This is a genomic window from Pseudoalteromonas sp. MMG033 (assembly GCF_057197785.1).
In genome coordinates this window covers 1823109-1841021 of record NZ_CM170070.1, presented here as the reverse complement: position 1 = coordinate 1841021, position 17913 = coordinate 1823109, and the positions used below count along the sequence as shown (strand labels likewise).

General features: G+C 44.2%; 17 protein-coding genes, 5 tRNA genes and 1 riboswitch. Of the genes, 3 read left to right on the top strand and 19 right to left on the bottom strand.

The features are described 5' to 3' along the window. Window positions 1–49: 49 nt before the first annotated feature. The 6 genes from AC2CZC_RS08125 to orn all read right to left on the bottom strand — a co-directional run bounded on the left by AC2CZC_RS08125 (window position 50) and on the right by orn (window position 1435). Window positions 50–125: transfer RNA gene (locus AC2CZC_RS08125), tRNA-Gly, on the bottom strand. A gap of 124 nt (window positions 126–249) precedes the next feature. Beyond that, window positions 250–325, bottom strand: a tRNA-Gly gene (locus AC2CZC_RS08120). 48 nt (window positions 326–373) lie between these two features. Then, window positions 374–449, bottom strand: a tRNA-Gly gene (locus AC2CZC_RS08115). A 48-nt stretch (window positions 450–497) separates the two neighbouring features. Next, window positions 498–573: transfer RNA gene (locus AC2CZC_RS08110), tRNA-Gly, on the bottom strand. A gap of 48 nt (window positions 574–621) precedes the next feature. Continuing rightward, window positions 622–697, bottom strand: a tRNA-Gly gene (locus AC2CZC_RS08105). A 192-nt stretch (window positions 698–889) separates the two neighbouring features. After that, window positions 890–1435 carry an oligoribonuclease gene (orn, locus tag AC2CZC_RS08100; protein ID WP_484584439.1) on the bottom strand — a complete coding sequence of 182 codons (546 nt, stop codon included), beginning with the start codon at window positions 1433–1435 and terminating at the stop codon, window positions 890–892. A 174-nt stretch (window positions 1436–1609) separates the two neighbouring features. Between orn and rsgA the strand changes: the two genes are divergently transcribed. Together rsgA and asd are read left to right on the top strand one after the other, a co-directional pair. After that, entirely contained in the window at window positions 1610–2662 is a 1053-nt protein-coding gene (gene rsgA / locus AC2CZC_RS08095; protein ID WP_039607729.1) for a small ribosomal subunit biogenesis GTPase RsgA, read from the top strand. 87 nt (window positions 2663–2749) lie between these two features. Continuing rightward, window positions 2750–3616: an archaetidylserine decarboxylase gene (gene asd / locus AC2CZC_RS08090; RefSeq protein ID WP_484584438.1), complete on the top strand. Its 867-nt coding sequence runs from the start codon at window positions 2750–2752 to the stop codon at window positions 3614–3616. A gap of 62 nt (window positions 3617–3678) precedes the next feature. On the opposite strand, the gene AC2CZC_RS08085 is transcribed toward asd, so the two are convergent. The 8 genes from AC2CZC_RS08085 to AC2CZC_RS08050 form a co-directional block, all read right to left on the bottom strand. Then, entirely contained in the window at window positions 3679–4431 is a 753-nt protein-coding gene (locus AC2CZC_RS08085) for a HesA/MoeB/ThiF family protein (protein ID WP_484584437.1), read from the bottom strand. Next, complete coding sequence (gene thiE, locus AC2CZC_RS08080) at window positions 4428–5945, bottom strand: thiamine phosphate synthase (protein ID WP_484584436.1); 1518 nt, start codon at window positions 5943–5945, stop codon at window positions 4428–4430. Before thiE ends, AC2CZC_RS08085 begins: the two co-directional genes overlap by 4 nt. 17 nt (window positions 5946–5962) lie before the next feature. Beyond that, window positions 5963–6760 carry a thiazole synthase gene (locus AC2CZC_RS08075; RefSeq protein WP_484584435.1) on the bottom strand — a complete coding sequence of 266 codons (798 nt, stop codon included), beginning with the start codon at window positions 6758–6760 and terminating at the stop codon, window positions 5963–5965. After that, the gene (gene thiS / locus AC2CZC_RS08070) at window positions 6761–6958 is read right to left on the bottom strand and encodes a sulfur carrier protein ThiS (RefSeq protein WP_484584434.1); all 198 of its coding nucleotides are present in this window, start codon (window positions 6956–6958) and stop codon (window positions 6761–6763) included. Next, window positions 6955–7977 carry an FAD-dependent oxidoreductase gene (locus tag AC2CZC_RS08065; RefSeq protein WP_484584433.1) on the bottom strand — a complete coding sequence of 341 codons (1023 nt, stop codon included), beginning with the start codon at window positions 7975–7977 and terminating at the stop codon, window positions 6955–6957. Before AC2CZC_RS08065 ends, thiS begins: the two co-directional genes overlap by 4 nt. 50 nt (window positions 7978–8027) lie before the next feature. Beyond that, window positions 8028–9980 (bottom strand): phosphomethylpyrimidine synthase ThiC, encoded by a 1953-nt coding sequence (gene thiC / locus AC2CZC_RS08060; protein ID WP_484584432.1) that lies wholly within the window; start codon window positions 9978–9980, stop codon window positions 8028–8030. Between the two features lie 171 nt (window positions 9981–10151). Continuing rightward, a riboswitch (TPP riboswitch) is annotated at window positions 10152–10253 on the bottom strand. 32 nt (window positions 10254–10285) lie between these two features. Then, the gene (locus tag AC2CZC_RS08055; RefSeq protein ID WP_484584431.1) at window positions 10286–10693 is read right to left on the bottom strand and encodes an META domain-containing protein; all 408 of its coding nucleotides are present in this window, start codon (window positions 10691–10693) and stop codon (window positions 10286–10288) included. 97 nt (window positions 10694–10790) lie between these two features. Continuing rightward, window positions 10791–11180 (bottom strand): acyl-CoA thioesterase, encoded by a 390-nt coding sequence (locus AC2CZC_RS08050; RefSeq protein WP_484584863.1) that lies wholly within the window; start codon window positions 11178–11180, stop codon window positions 10791–10793. A 107-nt stretch (window positions 11181–11287) separates the two neighbouring features. Between AC2CZC_RS08050 and AC2CZC_RS08045 the strand changes: the two genes are divergently transcribed. Then, window positions 11288–13402: a TonB-dependent receptor gene (locus AC2CZC_RS08045; RefSeq protein ID WP_484584430.1), complete on the top strand. Its 2115-nt coding sequence runs from the start codon at window positions 11288–11290 to the stop codon at window positions 13400–13402. Between the two features lie 45 nt (window positions 13403–13447). On the opposite strand, the gene speD is transcribed toward AC2CZC_RS08045, so the two are convergent. From speD to astA, 5 genes are all read right to left on the bottom strand, one after another. Continuing rightward, entirely contained in the window at window positions 13448–14257 is an 810-nt protein-coding gene (speD, locus tag AC2CZC_RS08040) for an adenosylmethionine decarboxylase (protein WP_039607607.1), read from the bottom strand. Between the two features lie 86 nt (window positions 14258–14343). Continuing rightward, entirely contained in the window at window positions 14344–14757 is a 414-nt protein-coding gene (locus AC2CZC_RS08035) for an OsmC family protein (protein WP_063368107.1), read from the bottom strand. A 68-nt stretch (window positions 14758–14825) separates the two neighbouring features. Beyond that, window positions 14826–15164, bottom strand: coding sequence for a DUF3802 family protein (locus AC2CZC_RS08030; protein WP_187301397.1), 339 nt, complete (start codon window positions 15162–15164; stop codon window positions 14826–14828). A 195-nt stretch (window positions 15165–15359) separates the two neighbouring features. Next, window positions 15360–16832, bottom strand: a complete 1473-nt coding sequence (astD, locus tag AC2CZC_RS08025) for a succinylglutamate-semialdehyde dehydrogenase (RefSeq protein WP_484584429.1) — start codon at window positions 16830–16832, stop codon at window positions 15360–15362. 13 nt (window positions 16833–16845) lie between these two features. After that, complete coding sequence (gene astA, locus AC2CZC_RS08020; protein ID WP_484584428.1) at window positions 16846–17874, bottom strand: arginine N-succinyltransferase; 1029 nt, start codon at window positions 17872–17874, stop codon at window positions 16846–16848. Window positions 17875–17913: the final 39 nt, after the last annotated feature.

Genomic DNA, 17913 nt, shown 5'->3' with positions numbered 1-17913 from the left:
CTTCATAGGTCTATTCTTTATTTTAACAGTCGAATAAAAACTGAAAATTTGGAGCGGCACACGAGGTTCGAACTCGTGACCTCGACCTTGGCAAGGTCGCGCTCTACCAGCTGAGCTAGTGCCGCTTCATAGTTTGCTCTAAATTGTCCGCTGGAGCGCGACAGGTCGCGTCTAACGTTTTAGCAGCTGAGCTAATGCCGCATCATAGGTCTATTCTTTATTTCAACAGTCGAATAAAAACTGAAAATTTGGAGCGGCACACGAGGTTCGAACTCGTGACCTCGACCTTGGCAAGGTCGCGCTCTACCAGCTGAGCTAGTGCCGCTTCATTGGTCTATTCTTTATTTTAACAGTCGAATAAAAACTGAAAATTTGGAGCGGCACACGAGGTTCGAACTCGTGACCTCGACCTTGGCAAGGTCGCGCTCTACCAGCTGAGCTAGTGCCGCTTCATTGGTCTATTCTTTGTTTTAACAGTCGAATAAAAACTGAAAATTTGGAGCGGCACACGAGGTTCGAACTCGTGACCTCGACCTTGGCAAGGTCGCGCTCTACCAGCTGAGCTAGTGCCGCTTCATTGGTCTATTCTTTATTTTAACAGTCGAATAAAAACTGAAAAATTGGAGCGGCACACGAGGTTCGAACTCGTGACCTCGACCTTGGCAAGGTCGCGCTCTACCAGCTGAGCTAGTGCCGCTTCATAGTTTGCTCTAAATTGTTCGCTGGAGCGCGACGGGTCGCGTCTAACGTTTTAGCAGCTGAGCCAATGCTTGCTTCATAGTTTTGTCTTAACAAAACCCGCTCAAAAAAATTCACTCTTAGCCTTAAGAGCTTGTCGTTTCAAGCGGGGCAGGATTCTACAAGATACAAAATGCTTTGCAAGCTTTTTTTATAAATTGAAGAATTTTTCTTGATAAACCTTCAACTCCATAATGGAGTCTTTGATATCGTCCAATGCTAAATGCGAGCTTTTCTTCTTGATATCATTTAAAAGTTCAGGTCGCCAACGCCTTGCAAGCTCTTTAATCGTGCTCACGTCAAGGTTGCGATAATGGAAGTATGCTTCAAGTTCTGGCATATACTTGTGAAGAAAACGACGGTCCTGCCCGATGGAATTACCACACATAGGTGATTTACCCGGTGGCACCCACTGCTTCAAGAAGTCGAGTGTTTGTGCTATCGCGTCTGCTTCGCTAAACGTACTTGATTTACAGCGCGCTGTTAGCCCTGAGCGGCCATGTTGGTTCGTACACCACTCATCCATATTATCAAGCAACTCATCACTTTGATGAATGGCAATAACTGGACCTTCAGCAAGCACATTTAAATCGCAATCTGTTATCACAGTTGCAATTTCGAGAATTTTATCTGTTTTAGGTTCTAGCCCTGTCATCTCTAGGTCGAGCCAGACCAAGTTTGATTCATGAAAAGACATACACTACCTTAACGGTACTTTCCTTTAGATCCAATGCAATTAGATATATCATATTAGCTTCATCACTCGACCAAAAGCTTTTTTTTACAAAGCGGGGCATTTTTATTGAGTTATAGCCTATGAATGGCTTATACACCAATCATTCGCAATAATTCGTCTCGTGAGTTTACAGATATGGCAAAACGAAAAAAACTCAGTCATGGCCAATCCAGACGGATTAAAGCCAACCAACAGAAGCGTTTGGCTAAAGCCAAACATAATGAAACCGCTGAATTACAGTGGCAATCAGACAACCTCGGCCCCACCGAGCCGGCTATCGTTGTAAGCCGTTTTGGTCAGCATGCAGATATTGAGGTAGAAGATGGCGAAGTGCTGCGCTGTAATATCCGCCGTACCGTAAACAGTTTAGTCTGCGGTGACAACGTCATTTTTCGCCGCGCGAAAGTCAGTGAAGGCGATTTAGCTGGCGTAATTGAAGCCGTTGAAGAAAGGCGCACGCAGCTCACGCGTCCAGATTTTTATGACGGTGTCAAAGTTGTGGCCGCCAATATCGACCAAATTCTAATGGTCTCCGCGGTAGTGCCAGAATTCACGCCACAGATCATAGACAGATATCTAGTGGCCTGTGAAGATATGGGCATTGAGCCTATTTTATTGCTCAATAAAATTGACCTACTTGACCCTGAAGGTCTCGAATATGTCGATGAGGTGCTCGATATCTATCGTGAGTTGGGTTACCGCGTCTTGCTGGTCAGCAATAAATCAGGTGAGGGCATCAACGAACTCAAAGAGTTATTAAAGGACAAAAACAACATATTTGTTGGTCAATCAGGTGTCGGCAAATCTACGCTGGTCAACACGGTTTTGCCTGATGCAGATATATTAACTCAAGAAGTATCAGAAAACAGTGGCTTAGGACAGCACACAACCACGGTATCTAAACTTCATCACTTACCAAGCGGGGGGAACCTCATAGACAGCCCGGGGATCCGTGAGTTTGGCCTGTGGCACTTGGAAGTAGAACGCGTGACTTGGTGCTTTAAAGAGTTCAGAGAGTTCATCGGTGGTTGTCGATTTAGAGACTGTAAGCACCTTAACGACCCTGGTTGTTTGATCACCGAAGCTGTTGAGCAAGGTAAAATCAGTGAACTGCGCTTTGATAGCTATCACCGCATTTTAGAGTCAATGGCCGATGGCCGTGCAGGTGCGCGCGCGCCAAGAGTTTGATACTATCCGTTACCGGTTTTAGATAATTTAAGTAAATAACGCCAATGGCAGCGACGGTGCACTTGGCAGAGACTTCAGGAAAATAATGTGAATTTGGATAAAATTAAAATTGCTCTGCAATATGCGCTTCCTAAACATGCAGTATCACGTTTAGTGGGTAAGCTCGCTGCAGCCCAAGCTGGCGCACTGACAACTCAGTTGATCAAGCTATTCATTAAGCAATATAAAATTGATATGACCGAGGCATTGCACGAAGATCCTGCGCATTATAAGACGTTTAATGAGTTTTTTACTCGCCCGCTGAAACCTGGTATTCGTCCGTTAGCCGCTGAAGAGCATATCATTGCCCACCCTGTTGACGGTGCAATCAGTCAACTTGGCGATGTAGTCGATGGTCAAATCATCCAAGCAAAAGGTCATGATTACAGCTTGCAAACGCTATTAGGTGGTAACGAGCAAGATGTTGCACCTTTCCTAGGTGGTAAGTTTGCTACGATTTATTTGGCACCAAAAGATTATCACCGCATTCATATGCCAGTAGATGGCGTATTAAAAAAGATGATCTATGTGCCCGGTGACCTATTTTCGGTTAATCCTCTAACGGCACAAAATGTACCCAACTTATTTGCACGCAACGAACGAGTAGTCGCCATTTTTGATACCGACATTGGTCCATTGTCAATGGTGTTAGTGGGTGCAACCATCGTAGCAAGCATTGAAACTGTATGGGCAGGAACTGTCACGCCACCAGCTGGTAAAGATGTATTTAGTTGGGATTACCCAACGACAGGGCCGCAAGCCATTAAATTGAAAAAAGGCGATGAAATGGGCCGCTTTAAGCTGGGCTCAACCGTCATTCTATCGTGGGGTGCAGACACTGCTGAATTCCTGGCGGATCAACAGCCAGAAACAGTAACAAGAATGGGCACGCCATTTGCGACCATCAATCAATAGCAAATAAAAAGGCCCGCTCTGGGCCTTTTTATTATCTTCACCTGTACTTTGCACAAATAAGTTTAATTACATACCTTACATGCTGGGTCTTTCGCTAACGCAAACCGTCTTTGCATCAGCGTTAACGCGTCAATGCTGACAAAAAAGCTCTCTCCTTTTTGCAAGCCTAATATCGCATTACACACAGCTTGTGCCTGCATTGAGCCAACCATGCCCAGTAACGGGCTCATTACTCCTGCATTTTGGCAGTTAAGCCCTTCACTGCTCTGTTCCGGCTCAGGAAATAAACATGCATAACAGGCACTCTGTTCGCGATAATCAAAAAAGCCAAATTGACCACTGGTGGCTTGTGCTGCGCCCGAGATCAAAACTTTGCCATTATCAAAACAATATTGATTAAGTAAATAGCGTGTGGTGAAGTTATCACTACAATCCACCACCAAATCAACACCTTTTAATTGCGCTTCAATGTTGTCTTTAGAGAGGCGAAGATTATGCGGGTTAAGTTGAATATCATTATTCAAACTGGCCAACACCTTTTTAGCAGCAAGACTTTTATCCTGCCCCAAGTGATTAACCTTATATAGTATCTGGCGTTGAAGATTCGACAGCTCAACCTTATCATCATCATAGAATGACAAGGTGCCAACGCCGCTGGCCGCCAAATAAAATAACACCGGGCTACCGAGCCCTCCACAGCCAATGACTGCTACATGCGCCGATTTGAGCTGTTTTTGGCCCGTTTCTGACACTTTGTCTAACAAGATGTGGCGACTGTATCTCAGCCGCTCTCTATCGCTTAATTCTTCGCTCATTGCTCGCCTATGGCCTGCTTAAGGTCGATAATCGCTTGCTCAGGTGACTGCGCCTCGGTAATGGCACGAACCACAGCAACACTGCCAACGCCCGTCGCGGCAACTTCGCTGGAGCGAGCCAAATCAATACCACCAATGGCAACTGTCGGATATTCAGCACGCATCAAAGGCACAAAGTGACGCAGTTTTTCCAAGCCTTGGATCTGGCCTGTCATATCTTTTGTGGTTGTTGGATAAATTGCGCCAAAGGCTAGGTAACTAGGGCGATAATTATGCGCACGTAGCATTTCATAAAAACCATGCGTCGATAGGCCTAATCGTAGCCCAGCTTGTTTGATAGCATTTAAATCCGCAACATTTAAGTCTTCTTGACCCAAATGCACACCGTATGCACCATGTTTTATCGCCAGTTCCCAGTGATCATTAATAAACACACGACCGCCATAGGTGTTGCCAAGCTCAATTGCTTTGGCAATATCCTGCTCAAGGGTTGGAGAGTCAGCATCTTTTATGCGTAACTGAACTGTTTTAACGTTATTCTTTAAGCACAGTTCAATCCAATCAACGGTATCCACCACCGCATATAGGCCTAACTCGCCTTCAATGGGTGCAAACCCAGCGGCGTAGTTGTACTCATCAGGTACTAAAAATTCAAGCTCATCACCCAACCAGCTGCCAGGCTCAATCACTTGAGGGTAATCCGCAATAGACTCTGGGAAATGAGTATGTGCAACAGGCCCAATCCCCTCACCATAGCGTTTAGCCGCTTTCAGCCCTGCATTGATATAGGCTTTACCCAAAATAAAGGCATCTTTGAGCGGGTAACCTTTTGCCAAACAAGCCGCAATAACCGATGACAAGCTACATCCCGTACCATGTGTATGCGGTGTATTGACAGACTCATTACCCAGCCAATATTCTTCTTGATGCCAGCAGTAATCAATGCAATATCCTTTCGGGTAATCCCAGTGGCCACCCTTAATCACCACTGACTTCACACCAAATGACAGTAGCTTTTGTGCCGCCTCTCGTACCGCATCTGGTCCGATTAAATAGACGCCCGTCAATAACTGCGTTTCATGGGTATTTGGCGTGATCACATCCACCAAAGGCAGTAAATGAGTTTTTAATGCATCAACAGTGTCTTCTTCTGTCAACGAATCACCACTGGTTGCTATTGCCACGGGGTCGTACACAATCACAGGCGGCGTTTCCCAACGCGCCTTGTAGCGTGTCAAATGCTCAGCAATCAATTGAATTTGCTGTACATTGGCCAACATACCAATTTTTATAACCGCAGCCGGCATATCCGACTCAAGCGCTAATAACTGCGCTTCTATAACCTCGGTTGATACCGCATTTAAAGACTCTACACCCAGGCTATTTTGTGCGGTCAAGGCCGTAATAGCTGTGCAACCATGTACGCCGAAGCTATGCATCGCTTTTAAATCTGCTTGCACACCTGCACCACCACCGGAATCAGAACCTGCAATACTCCATACAACTTTTGACACTTGGACTCCTAACTTTCTTAATTTTGATGCCAAAAAGGCATGCCCATAGTAGGCGTTGACGGCGCTGCGACCTCTTTTTCTGGCATTGCTTGCGCAACATAGCCCATACGACCCGCTTCCACAGCATGAGAAAATGCCGCGGCCATCTTGACCGGATCACCAGCACCTGCAACAGCACTATTTAATAGCACGGCATCGTAACCTAGTTCGAGTGCTTGGCAAGCATGTGAAGGCAACCCAAGGCCAGCGTCCACAATCAAGGTTTGCTCAGGTAATCGTTCACGAATGGTCTTTAAATTATAGGTATTAATGAGCCCTTTACCTGTCCCTATCGGTGCCCCCCACGGCATGAGCACTTCACAACCAAGATCCGCTAAACGCTGACATAACACTAAATCATCAGTGCAGTAGGGTAATACTTTAAAGCCTTCTTTGAGCAAGATATCCGTCGCTTCTAACAAACCAAAAGGATCCGGCTGTAAATTATATTCATCACCAATCAGTTCTAGTTTTATCCAATCAGTATCAAATACTTCTCGACACATCTGCGCTAGGGTAACGACTTCTTGCACACTATGGCAGCCTGCGGTATTTGGTAGCACTTTAAGTCCAGTCTCTTTTATCAGCTGCCAAAAGTCTTCACCTGCTGAAACCGAGTTTTGTCTGCGCAATGAAACAGTCACAATTTCTGCCCCAGAGCTTTGTATCGCTTGCTGCATAATTTGCGGCGAAGGGTATAGCGCCGAGCCTATCAATAATCGACTGTTAAAATACTCACCATAAATATTAAGCTGTTCAGAATGTGGGTTAATCATCTAACCCCCTTGAATAGGTGAGAGCACCTCAATGCTGTCTCCCTCACTCGGGATTGTATCGCCAAGTCTTGCTGAAGGTACAAACTGCCCATTGAATGCCACTGCAAATGGCGGCTTTGCCCCTTTACTGACGATAATTTGCTGCAAAGACTGCGCGCTTTCAACACGGATAGTCTCGCCATTGTAAGTTAGATTCATAGTAGCCCCTTTGAAAGTGCTTGTTGTACAACAACTGGCGCAAGTAAATATCCATGCCGATATAAACCATTAATTGAAATAACATTATGCTTAACTTCGATATGCGGGTGATTATCGACAAACGCAGGCCGTAAACCCGCATTTAAGGACATGACTCTGCCCTCAGCAAAACCACTGTGTACCGTATAAGCCGCTGATAACAACTCCAGTGTAGAGCGCACGGTAATGTCATTTGCATCTTGAGATTCTATCTCAGTTGCACCAATCACATATTGATGATTTGGTTTGGGCGCAATATAAATAGGATAACGCGGATGCATCAAACGTACAGGCCGCTGTAAATTCACTTCAGGAGCAAATATACGAGCCACCTCACCACGCACACCACGTAGACCCGGTTTATCCTGCTTAGCCCCCACTCCTCGACAATCAATGATCCAATCGAATGCTTGACCATTAACTTTACCTTCTCTAATAACGGCAGCTTGAGTAAATTGAAAATCGATGCCGCGACTGTACAACGTCTCATAACTGCTTGTAAAGAAAGCGAGGTTATCTAATTGCCCTTCACAGGGTAAATATAGCCCTTGGTTAAATTTGCTGCCAAGTTCAGGCTCTAAGGTAGCAATATCACGTTGGCTTACCCGTTTTGCTTGGTGCTCTCCCAAAGGTTTTAAACGCTGTTCAAAGCTTTGTAGATCGCCTCTATCTTGTTGATGAGCAACAATCAAGCTCCCTTGTTGCTGAAAGAACACTGAGGTATCTAACTTTTTGAGTAAACTTGGCCACAGAGCAATGCTTTTCAAGCCTTGCTCAGCAAGTGTTCGGTCACAAATCACAGACTCAGCCAAAGGCGCTAGCATAGCAGCGGCCAAAGTGCCGGCACCTGTTTGCGCATCTTGTGGATCTTTTTCAAAAATGGTGAGTTGATAACGATCCATCAACTCCAATGCTGCGACCCTGCCAACTAAGCCAAACCCAACGATAGCAACGGATGGTTTTGCTCCGTACTCTGTCATGAGAATTCCAGTTGTTGTGCGCTACAGCACTAGACTGCAGCGCTATAAAGTTAAATAGCTTTGTGATAGATCTCAGAGCCAGTGCTCTTGAACTCTTCTGATTTCGCTTTCATTTCAGCTTCAACATCAACCATTTTGATTTCAATCGCATCACCCACATTATTCGGGTCAATACCACGCGCTTCTAGCTCTTTGGCATAGTCACGAACATCTTGGGTAATTTTCATTGAACAGAACTTAGGTCCACACATTGAACAGAAATGTGCGACCTTGCCTGACTCTTGTGGCAGTGTTTCATCGTGGTAAGACAGGGCTCTTTCCGGGTCAAGACTCAAGTTGAATTGATCGTGCCAGCGGAATTCAAAGCGCGCTTTAGATAACGCATTATCACGGATCTGTGCACCACGGTGACCTTTTGCCAAATCAGCAGCATGTGCAGCAATCTTATAAGTAATTAACCCCTCTTTCACATCCTCTTTGTTCGGTAAGCCCAAGTGCTCTTTTGGTGTTACATAACACAGCATCGCTGTACCGTACCAAGCGATCTGCGCAGCACCGATACCCGAAGTGAAATGATCATAACCTGGGGCAATATCCGTTGTCAGTGGGCCAAGTGTATAGAAAGGCGCTTCATGACAGTGCTTTAATTGCTCATCCATATTCTCTTTTATCATGTGCATTGGCACGTGACCTGGGCCTTCAATAAAGACCTGTACGTCATGCTCCCACGCGATTTTTGTCAGCTCACCCAATGTGCGTAACTCAGATAACTGTGCGTCATCATTGGCATCTGCAATGGAACCTGGACGCAGACCATCACCTAATGAGAAACAGACGTCATACTGTTTCATAATTTCACAGATGTCTTCGAAGTGCGTATAGAGGAAGTTTTCTTTATGATGTGCAAGACACCACTTCGCCATAATTGAACCACCACGTGACACAATACCGGTGACACGTTTTGCCGTCATAGGTACATAACGTAGAAGCACGCCAGCATGGATGGTGAAGTAGTCAACGCCCTGCTCCGCTTGCTCAATTAAGGTGTCGCGGAAAATTTCCCATGTAAGATCTTCTGCAACCCCATTTACCTTTTCAAGCGCTTGATAGATAGGCACGGTACCGATTGGCACTGGCGAGTTACGTACTACCCACTCACGGGTTTCATGGATGTAACGACCTGTAGAAAGATCCATCACGGTATCAGCGCCCCAGCGCGTTGACCATACTAGCTTTTCTACTTCTTCTTCAATTGATGAGGTGACAGACGAGTTACCAATATTGGCATTCACCTTTACCAAAAAATTGCGACCCACAATCATAGGTTCAGATTCTGGATGATTGATATTATTTGGAATTATTGCTCGACCGCGCGCCACTTCTGAACGTACAAATTCAGGTGTGATAAAGTCTGGGATCTCCGCTCCAAAAGACTGACCTTCATGCTGCTCTGCCAATAGCTCTTCACGAATTTTTGCACGGCCCATGTTTTCACGGATCGCAACAAATTCCATTTCTGGTGTAATAATCCCCTGACGTGCATAGTGCATTTGCGTCACGTTTTTGCCCGGCTTTGCACAGCGTATCTTAGGTAGGTTTTCAAAGCGGATATGATCTAAACCTTCATCCGCCATGCGTTGCTGAGAAAACTTCGAGGTTACTGAGTCTAGCAGCTCCGTATCGTCACGGTTAACGATCCAATTCTCTCTATACTTTGGCAAACCTTCACGCACGTTTAACGTAAACTCAGGATCTGTATAGGGACCAGATGTATCATACACTCGAACTGGCTCATTTTTTTCATAGATAGGTTCTTCTTCTGTGCCCCCAACAAAAGAGTCATTCAATGAGATCTCTCTCATTCCAACACGAACACCATCTTGCTCCCCATCTACATAGATTTTCTTTGAATTAGGGAAGGGTTGACCTTTAAGGTTATAGATAAATTCCGAAGCCGCTTCGCGTGACTCGCGACGTGACAACTTGCTACTGTTATTTGACATGACATGCCTCATTGTTAGTTAAGGTGTCTTGTCAGAATTCCGAAAGGAAGAGATAGGGTTCACTTATCTACCCGTATAAAAAGCATAGCTAGACAGTGATGTTGGTGGAAAAATTTATTAGCACGACACTAACAAACTTGGCAGCCTTAACATCCATACACTTTGGTACAACCATCAAGGCAGCTTGTTCCCTACGCAGGCATTAACCTGATCAGGTCCACGGATCCCGCAATACAGCGATCTCAGCCCAAAAGGGCACTCCGACAAGTAACGAATAGAGACAAAGTCTACTGAATGTCATCCCATTAGTCAAAGCGACCTTCAACCAATTTAAAACGCCATTCAAGGTCCGAACTTAAAACCAACTCACTTTGTGTATATTGCATGGGCGCCCCAATTTGGAGCATGTTTAAAAATGCATCCTCTCGCTCGTTGGTCGCTGCATCACATAGCTTTCTAGTCATACCAATATTAGATACAAATAATTGTCCATCTTTGATTTCAGCTTGGCCAAAAAAGCGATTGCAACCAGCAAAACCATTAACACGAAAAGCATCTAAAAATTCGATACGGATGGGGTCATTTTTAACGTTCATATCATCAGATATAAACTGCCAGCTTGAATATTTGAGTGTGTCTGCGTTTACCGTCCCTGTACTTGAGCATCCCATCAAAACCACACTCAACAAGCATAATAAAAAGGAATATTTCATGGTAAACCAATCGTTTGATAATCAGTGCTAATTATAACGCTTGGCAGCACAGAATAGGCAGTAAAAATATGTAATAAATTGCCTATCCTGTTAAAAATTACAAAAATAGTTGCTCAATTTCCTGAGGTAGGAACGGACGGCCGCGCTCATTGACTGATGTACCTGTTACGATCGCATCCAACATCAACTTATCATCTCGGCTTCTTAATACTTTTTGATGAAATGCAAACTTCAGTTTACTGACTTTCTCCACTTCAACTTCAACATAAAATGCATCACCTGGGCGAAGGGAATCTTTGTAATTCATCTCAGAGCGGATCACAACCAAGTTTACTTTTTGCTCAGCCAACGCTGCAAAATCGATATTTTTATGCGCTAAAAATTCATGTCGCGCATGCTCTAAATAGTTAAAATATACACTATTGTTCACGATCCCTTGCAGGTCACACTCATAATCTCTTACTTTAAAGTCAACTTTAAACGTCATCATTCGTCCTCAAATTAGATTGCAAAAGTTTATAACACAATTTTTCAGTCATCTGGTCGGGCTTTTGCTAAACTAGTGCGCAACTAACACGGGACATATATAAACGAATGAAATTAAAACTCTCTTTACTCACCATGGGTCTGATGGTGGCATTTTCTAGCTCAGCGAATGAGACAAACTCTACAGCAACAAATAATATTGAAACCATTGAAGTTAATGGAGACTTTCAGCAAGAATCACTACAAACATTAAGTGCCAGTGCCTCTGTCTTTAGTGAAACGCAAATTACTACACGTGGCGCTAGCTACTTAGATGAAATCCTCAACAGCGCAGCCAATGTAAACTTTACAGCGGGTGCTTCTCGTGGCCGCTTTGTGCAAATTCGCGGGGTTGGCCTACGCTCACAATTTGTTGATCCAATCACACCCAGTGTGGGCGTTTTAATCGACAACATTAACTATTCTGGCCTAGGTGGCAGTGCGTTGCTATTCGATGCGGATCAAGTCGCCATTTATCGAGGCCCTCAAGGCACTAAATTTGGTGCAGACGCCATGGGTGGGATCATTGATATTCACTCAAATTCACCCACCCAAGAGCCCAGCCTCAACCTTAAATTAGGCGCTGCAAATTACGGCACACACGAAGCAGGCGTTGCGGTCGGTGCAGGCCTGACTGACACGATTGCCGCACGTGCCAGTATTTATCAAAAGCAATCTGATGGCTTTGTTGAAAACGTGTATTTAAATGAAGACACTCAGGATTTAGATGAAAGTATCGCAAGATTCAAACTCAACTATGCTGCGAGCGACGATTTAAACCTAGGCTTTGCCTATCACCACATTGATATTGAGAATGGCTATGATGGCTTTACTTTAGACAATACACGCCAAAGTGTTGCAAGCCAGCCTGGTCAAGATACACAACAAAGTGATGCATTCTCTTTAACCGCTGACTACACAGGTTTATCTACTGTCGACATTGAAGTACTTACCAGTGGTCTGCAAGCTGATACCGTATACAGCTATGATGAAGACTGGGTTTGTGCAGACTTAGCACAACCGTCACTGTGTGAAGCTGGCCTTCACCCAGATCATATCGCTTACTATGGTCAGTACTTTGACAAGTATGCGAGAGACCATGAGAGAGGCTCGGCCGAAGTAAGAATTAAAAGTAAAGATAAATCTTGGGTCGTTGGTATTGTGAGTCGCAGACATGATGTCGATTTAGACCGTAACAGAGGTAAACATGGTGACCTACCAGCACAGTTTAAATCTAACTTTGAAACACAAAACCATGCCTTATTTGCACACAAGGTCACAGAGCTACAAGATGATGTCAGGCTCATTACAGGTATTCGCGTTGAGTCATATTCAAGTGATTACATGGACAGCAATGCATTCGATCTAGATACAGATGATACTATGGTCGGCGGCAAGGTTGCGCTTGAGTACCAAGTTGTACCACAAACGATGATCTATACCAGCTTAAATCGCGGTTACAAAGTGGGCGGTGTGAACGGTGAAGCACTTGCTAAAGCCAAAGATGATGGCATCACAATCCCACAATCAGGCTTCACATTCGACCCTGAGTACCTCTGGAACCTTGAGTTTGGTGTCAAAGGCCAATCTGAAAACAAGCGCCATACTTTAAACCTCAGCGCATTTTATATGCACAGAGAAGACATGCAGTTAAAGCAATGGCAATTAGAAGGCGTGCAATTTGCCGGATTTATTAGCAATGCTGGTAAGGGCACAAATTATGGCCTTGAAATCGAGGGGAGCAGCCAACTGCTTGATGCGCTGTCACTGCAATATAGTGTTGGCTATTTAGATACCAAGATTGAGGACTTCATTACTGTGAATGGCGACGATTTTAATGGCCGAGAACAAGCACAGTCACCAAAGTATCAATATGCCTTTAGCTTTGTCTATGACGTTACCAACAACATCAGTGCACAATTAGGGTTTGAAGGTAAAGATGACTACTTCTTCTCTGATAGTCATGATGCTCAAGCACCAAACCAGAACCTAATCAATGCCAGTGTTTCATACTACAGTGAAAGCTGGAGCTTAACAGCATGGGGTCGTAACTTAGCAGATAGAGACGTACCTGTACGTGGCTTCCAATTTGGTAATGATCCGAGGAATGGCTGGGCAACGAATACGTATGTGCAGTATGCAGAGCCTCGTGTATATGGCTTAACGTTTAACTATACACTGTAATAAAAAACGGCGCTTTAAGCGCCGTTTTTACTGTTATCTTTGACTTTACTCTGGATCTGGTAAATTTCTACCGTAAAAGACTTCTTGAATTTCACGATTTAATTTATTGCGGATCTCTTCTTCTTCCTCGTCAGTGAGCTCATCCGTTGTAATACCGAATAGATAGGTATTCAAATCGGTTTCTTTAAGCATCATTTTAGTGTGGAACAAGTTCTCTTGATACACGTTCACGTCGACCATTTGGTAAGCGTCTTTTGTGTCTTCAGTCATAAAGTTCTGAATTGAGTGAATTGGGTGATCAATATAGTGTTTTACACCATTCACATCACGGGTAAAGCCACGAACTCGGTAGTCAATGGTCACCACATCTGACTCAAGCGAGTGAATTAAGAAATTCAGCGCTTTAAGTGGAGAAATAATACCACAGGTAGAGACTTCAATGTCCGCTCTAAACGTACAGATCCCATCGTGAGGATGCGCTTCAGGATAAGTATGAACACAAATATGACTTTTATCCAAATGGGCCACAACTGAATCAGGTAAAGGTCCAGGTGTTTCCTGAGAGTGCGGCATTGTCCCCTCTACCGGCTCCTCAGATACCAAGATAGTCACACTGGCGCCCTGCGGGTCATAATCTTGACGAGCAATGTTCAAGACATTCGCACCAATAATATCGACAACTTCCTTAAGAATATCCGTTAAACGCTCAGCACTATACTGCTCGTCAATATATTCGATATATTCTTTTCGCTGTTGCTCAGTTTTGGCGTAGCAAATATCGTAGATACTAAAGCTTAAACTCTTTGTTAAGTTGTTAAAGCCATGGAGTTTAATTTTATTAAAGGGCTTGTTCACGATAGACCCACCTTAAAACAAGAAAATCTGCGCTGCAGAACTAAAAGTTCGCGGATTTTATACGAAAAGTAACAGCTTAAAAAGCGTTATTTTTCTTCGCTTTGTACAACCTCGTGGGTATGCGTAATTTCCACTGCTTTTTCAAGCATTAAGGCAACTGAGCAGTACTTTTCGGCAGACAAATTAACGGCGCGAGCAAGGTGCTTTTCAGACACATTGTCACCCGTAACTACAAAGTGTAGATTGATTTTGGTGAATACTCTAGGCGCAGACTCTGCACGCTCTGCAGAAAGTTTGACTTCCACACTCTCAACAGATTGCTTTGCCTTCTTAAGAATGCTGACGACATCCACTGATGCGCAACTGCCCGCCGACATTAATACCATTTCCATCGGACTAGGCGCTGCACTGTCAGCCCCTGCATCAAATACCACATTATGACCAGAGTGAGAACGGCCTAAAAATGTATCACCACCTACCCATTTTACACTTGCTTGCATAGTACACCTTCTAAAACCAATAACACCGCCATAAGGCGGTGCTATTAAAAATATAAATCTATTCCAGTTTACTGAATGGCAGAATCAAATAAATTTTTAACCAAACCAGCAAACTCTTCGATAAACTCTTGTTGTTCTTCTGTTACACGTTGATCAACAACACTTGATAACACTTCCTGCAGGTCGTACACAATGCCATCAACTTCACGTACGATCAAGCCGCGCTGCTCAGTTGATAAGCCCGTGTGCTGTTCACACAAACGGATCACATGTTCAGCGATAACGTCTTCAATTAATTCAACGACCTTAGGTGCATTCGGCTTTACCACACCCGGCTTTTCAAACAAGGCTAAATTTTGTGTCAGATACATGACTAACTCATCATATCCTTGTTTATCTAAAACCATATATTGCCCACCTGAGTTTACCAATGACATCTCCTATTGATTTAAGCAGAAACTCGATCTGATTGCTACTTTTGAGCGACCCTGAAAAATAAAAAAAGCAGCAAATGCTGCTTTTTAAGAATAAAGCGTGAGACTTAATCTCCGCATCACAACATTGCATTTAGCCATGTTGTGAATTACCTAATGCAGGTAATTTTAATCTAATGATAGGCCTGGACTCAAGCTTCCTGGTAATGTAACTTTTTCAAGTTCAACAGAAGCAACTGGGTATGCACAGTAATCTGCTGCATAATATGCACTTGCTCTGTGATTACCAGATGCGCCAATACCACCAAATGGTGCGGCACTTGATGCACCCGTGATTGGGCGGTTCCAGTTAACAATACCCGCACGAATACGACGTAAGAAATGGTCATAATCTGCTTCATTGTCACTTAATAGACCTGCTGATAAACCAAAGCTGGTATCATTCGCAAGCTCAATAGCCGCGTCAAAGTCAGTGTAACGGAATACTTTCAGTAGCGGACCGAAGTGTTCATCATCAGGGAAGTCAGCAACCTTAGTACATTCGATGATGCCAGGTGTAACAAAGCCAGTACCCGCTGTATGCGTCAGCTCAAGTAAGCTTTCTGCGCCAAGGTCGATAAGTTGCTGCTGTGCTGCAACCATACCAGCCGCCGCCGCTTCAGAAATCATAGAGCCCATGAAAGGCTGATCAGCATCGTCAAAGTTACCAATCTTAATCGCTTTCGTTGCACGTAATAGCTGCGCTAGAATTGCATCGCCCTGCTCACCGTGAGGCAAAAACAGTTTACGTGCACAGGTACAGCGCTGACCGCTTGAGATAAATGCAGACTGGATAATATCGTGCACAACGGCTTTAGTGTCTGTCACGTCTGTAACGATTAATGGGTTATTACCACCCATCTCAAGCGCTAAGATTTTGCCAGGTTGGCCGGCAAATTGCTCATGCAGGAAGTGACCTGTGCGAGATGAACCCGTAAAGAATAGACCATCGATACCTCTGTGTGATGCAAGTGCTTTACCTGTATCCACTTCACCTTGTACTAGGTTAATAACACCAGCTGGTAGGCCTGCTTTTTCCCAAAGCTTTAATGTCAGCTCAGCGACATATGGCGTTAATTCAGACGGCTTAAATACCACAGTGTTACCAGCAATAAGCGCAGGTACAATGTGACCATTAGGCAAGTGGCCAGGGAAGTTATAAGGGCCAAATACCGCAACAACCCCATGTGCTTTATGGCGAATAACAGCACGACCTACAGGCATTGCATTTTCTACTACACCGGTACGCTCATTATAAGCTTTTTCTGAAATGGCAATCTTACCAACCATTGCACCTGCTTCAGTACGCGTTTCCCAAAGTGGCTTACCTGTTTCTTTGGCAATTGCGATTGCAAGCTCTTCGCTGTGCTCTTTCAAAACCTCAGCAAAACGTTTAACGACATCTAAACGTGCTTCAACGCTCAAGTCGCTCCACAGGTAATAAGCTTCGCGTGCTGATTTTACTGCACTATCAACCTGGTCAGCAGTTGCTGCGTTTGCTGACCAGATCTGTTCATTGTTTGCTGGGTTTACAGATGCAAACTCTGCACCTTCACCCGCTGACCATTTACCATTGATAAATTGTGCTGCATGTGTTGTCATAATTCTTTCCCAATTAAAGAGTTGCGATGCTTACAGTGTCGCCTTCAGTCACCTGAAGCGCATTTGCCAATTCAGCCGAAATGGTGATTTCTTCACCACTTTGCGGCACATCAAGCTCAACTGCCGTAGCACGATAGCCTGCTAGTTTATCATTAGCAATAAGCACTGGGGAACCATTTGTCTGCGCTGGTACATTTTCAGCAACACGCACCTTAAAGAACTGCGTTGCACGAATAGTACGAATATTATCGACTTTCGCCTCTACCGTTGGACCCGCATCAAAAATATCAACATACCCGTTAAACGTGAAGCCTTCGCTTTTCAGCAATTCGATAGCAGGGCGTGTATTGTCATGTACTTCACCAACCACAGCCTGCGCTTCTTCACTTAGCAAGTTTACATAGATCGGGTATTTTGGCATCAGCTCTGCAATAAATACTTTCTGGCCAATACCCGTTAAGTAATCTGCTGTTGGGAAATCCATTGAGAAGAAGTGCTCTTCCAACCACTTCCAAAATGGGCTGCTGCCATTTTCATCAGATACACCACGCATTTCTGCAATGACAGTTTCTGCAAAGCGTGATTTATGTTGATTGATAAACATAAAACGAGATTTAGATAAAAGCTTGCCATTGAAGCCTTTACGGTACTTATCTTTTAAGAATAAAGTACATAGTTCAGTCGCACCGGTATAGTCATTACACAGCGTCAGAATATCCACTGCTTTGTAAACATTTAAAGTGCGAGAAGAATGGATAACTTTACTTAAATGATAGTGATAAAACGCGTCATCTAATCCCACTGCTGCTTCAATCGCACTGGTTCCGACAACTTCGCCCGTCTCTGAGTCTTCAAGCACAAACAGGTAACCTTCATCAAAAGGCACATCAGTTTCTTTGGCAAAAGACGTCATAGAACGTTCAATTTTGTTTTGTAACAACTCTTCATTTAGAGGTAATGAAGTAAAACCATGCCCCGACTCTTGGGCAATGTTCAAAAGCGCTGGATAATCGCTTTTTTGGATTGGGCGAAGGATCATCATGAGCCCGCTTACTCCTCAGTAAACCTTTAGACAGGTGAC

Coding starts and splice junctions, on each gene's coding strand:
- thiS (WP_484584434.1), bottom strand. CDS start 6,958: ATGAATCTAACTTACAATGGCGAGACTATCCGTGTTGAAAGCGCGCAG.
- AC2CZC_RS08055 (WP_484584431.1), bottom strand. CDS start 10,693: ATGAAATATTCCTTTTTATTATGCTTGTTGAGTGTGGTTTTGATGGGA.
- astA (WP_484584428.1), bottom strand. CDS start 17,874: ATGATGATCCTTCGCCCAATCCAAAAAAGCGATTATCCAGCGCTTTTG.
- astD (WP_484584429.1), bottom strand. CDS start 16,832: ATGACAACACATGCAGCACAATTTATCAATGGTAAATGGTCAGCGGGT.
- AC2CZC_RS08050 (WP_484584863.1), bottom strand. CDS start 11,180: ATGACGTTTAAAGTTGACTTTAAAGTAAGAGATTATGAGTGTGACCTG.
- AC2CZC_RS08065 (WP_484584433.1), bottom strand. CDS start 7,977: ATGACAGAGTACGGAGCAAAACCATCCGTTGCTATCGTTGGGTTTGGC.
- rsgA (WP_039607729.1), top strand. CDS start 1,610: ATGGCAAAACGAAAAAAACTCAGTCATGGCCAATCCAGACGGATTAAA.
- AC2CZC_RS08075 (WP_484584435.1), bottom strand. CDS start 6,760: ATGATTAACCCACATTCTGAACAGCTTAATATTTATGGTGAGTATTTT.
- AC2CZC_RS08030 (WP_187301397.1), bottom strand. CDS start 15,164: ATGGTTTTAGATAAACAAGGATATGATGAGTTAGTCATGTATCTGACA.
- AC2CZC_RS08085 (WP_484584437.1), bottom strand. CDS start 4,431: ATGAGCGAAGAATTAAGCGATAGAGAGCGGCTGAGATACAGTCGCCAC.
- AC2CZC_RS08035 (WP_063368107.1), bottom strand. CDS start 14,757: ATGCAAGCAAGTGTAAAATGGGTAGGTGGTGATACATTTTTAGGCCGT.
- AC2CZC_RS08045 (WP_484584430.1), top strand. CDS start 11,288: ATGAAATTAAAACTCTCTTTACTCACCATGGGTCTGATGGTGGCATTT.
- orn (WP_484584439.1), bottom strand. CDS start 1,435: ATGTCTTTTCATGAATCAAACTTGGTCTGGCTCGACCTAGAGATGACA.
- thiC (WP_484584432.1), bottom strand. CDS start 9,980: ATGTCAAATAACAGTAGCAAGTTGTCACGTCGCGAGTCACGCGAAGCG.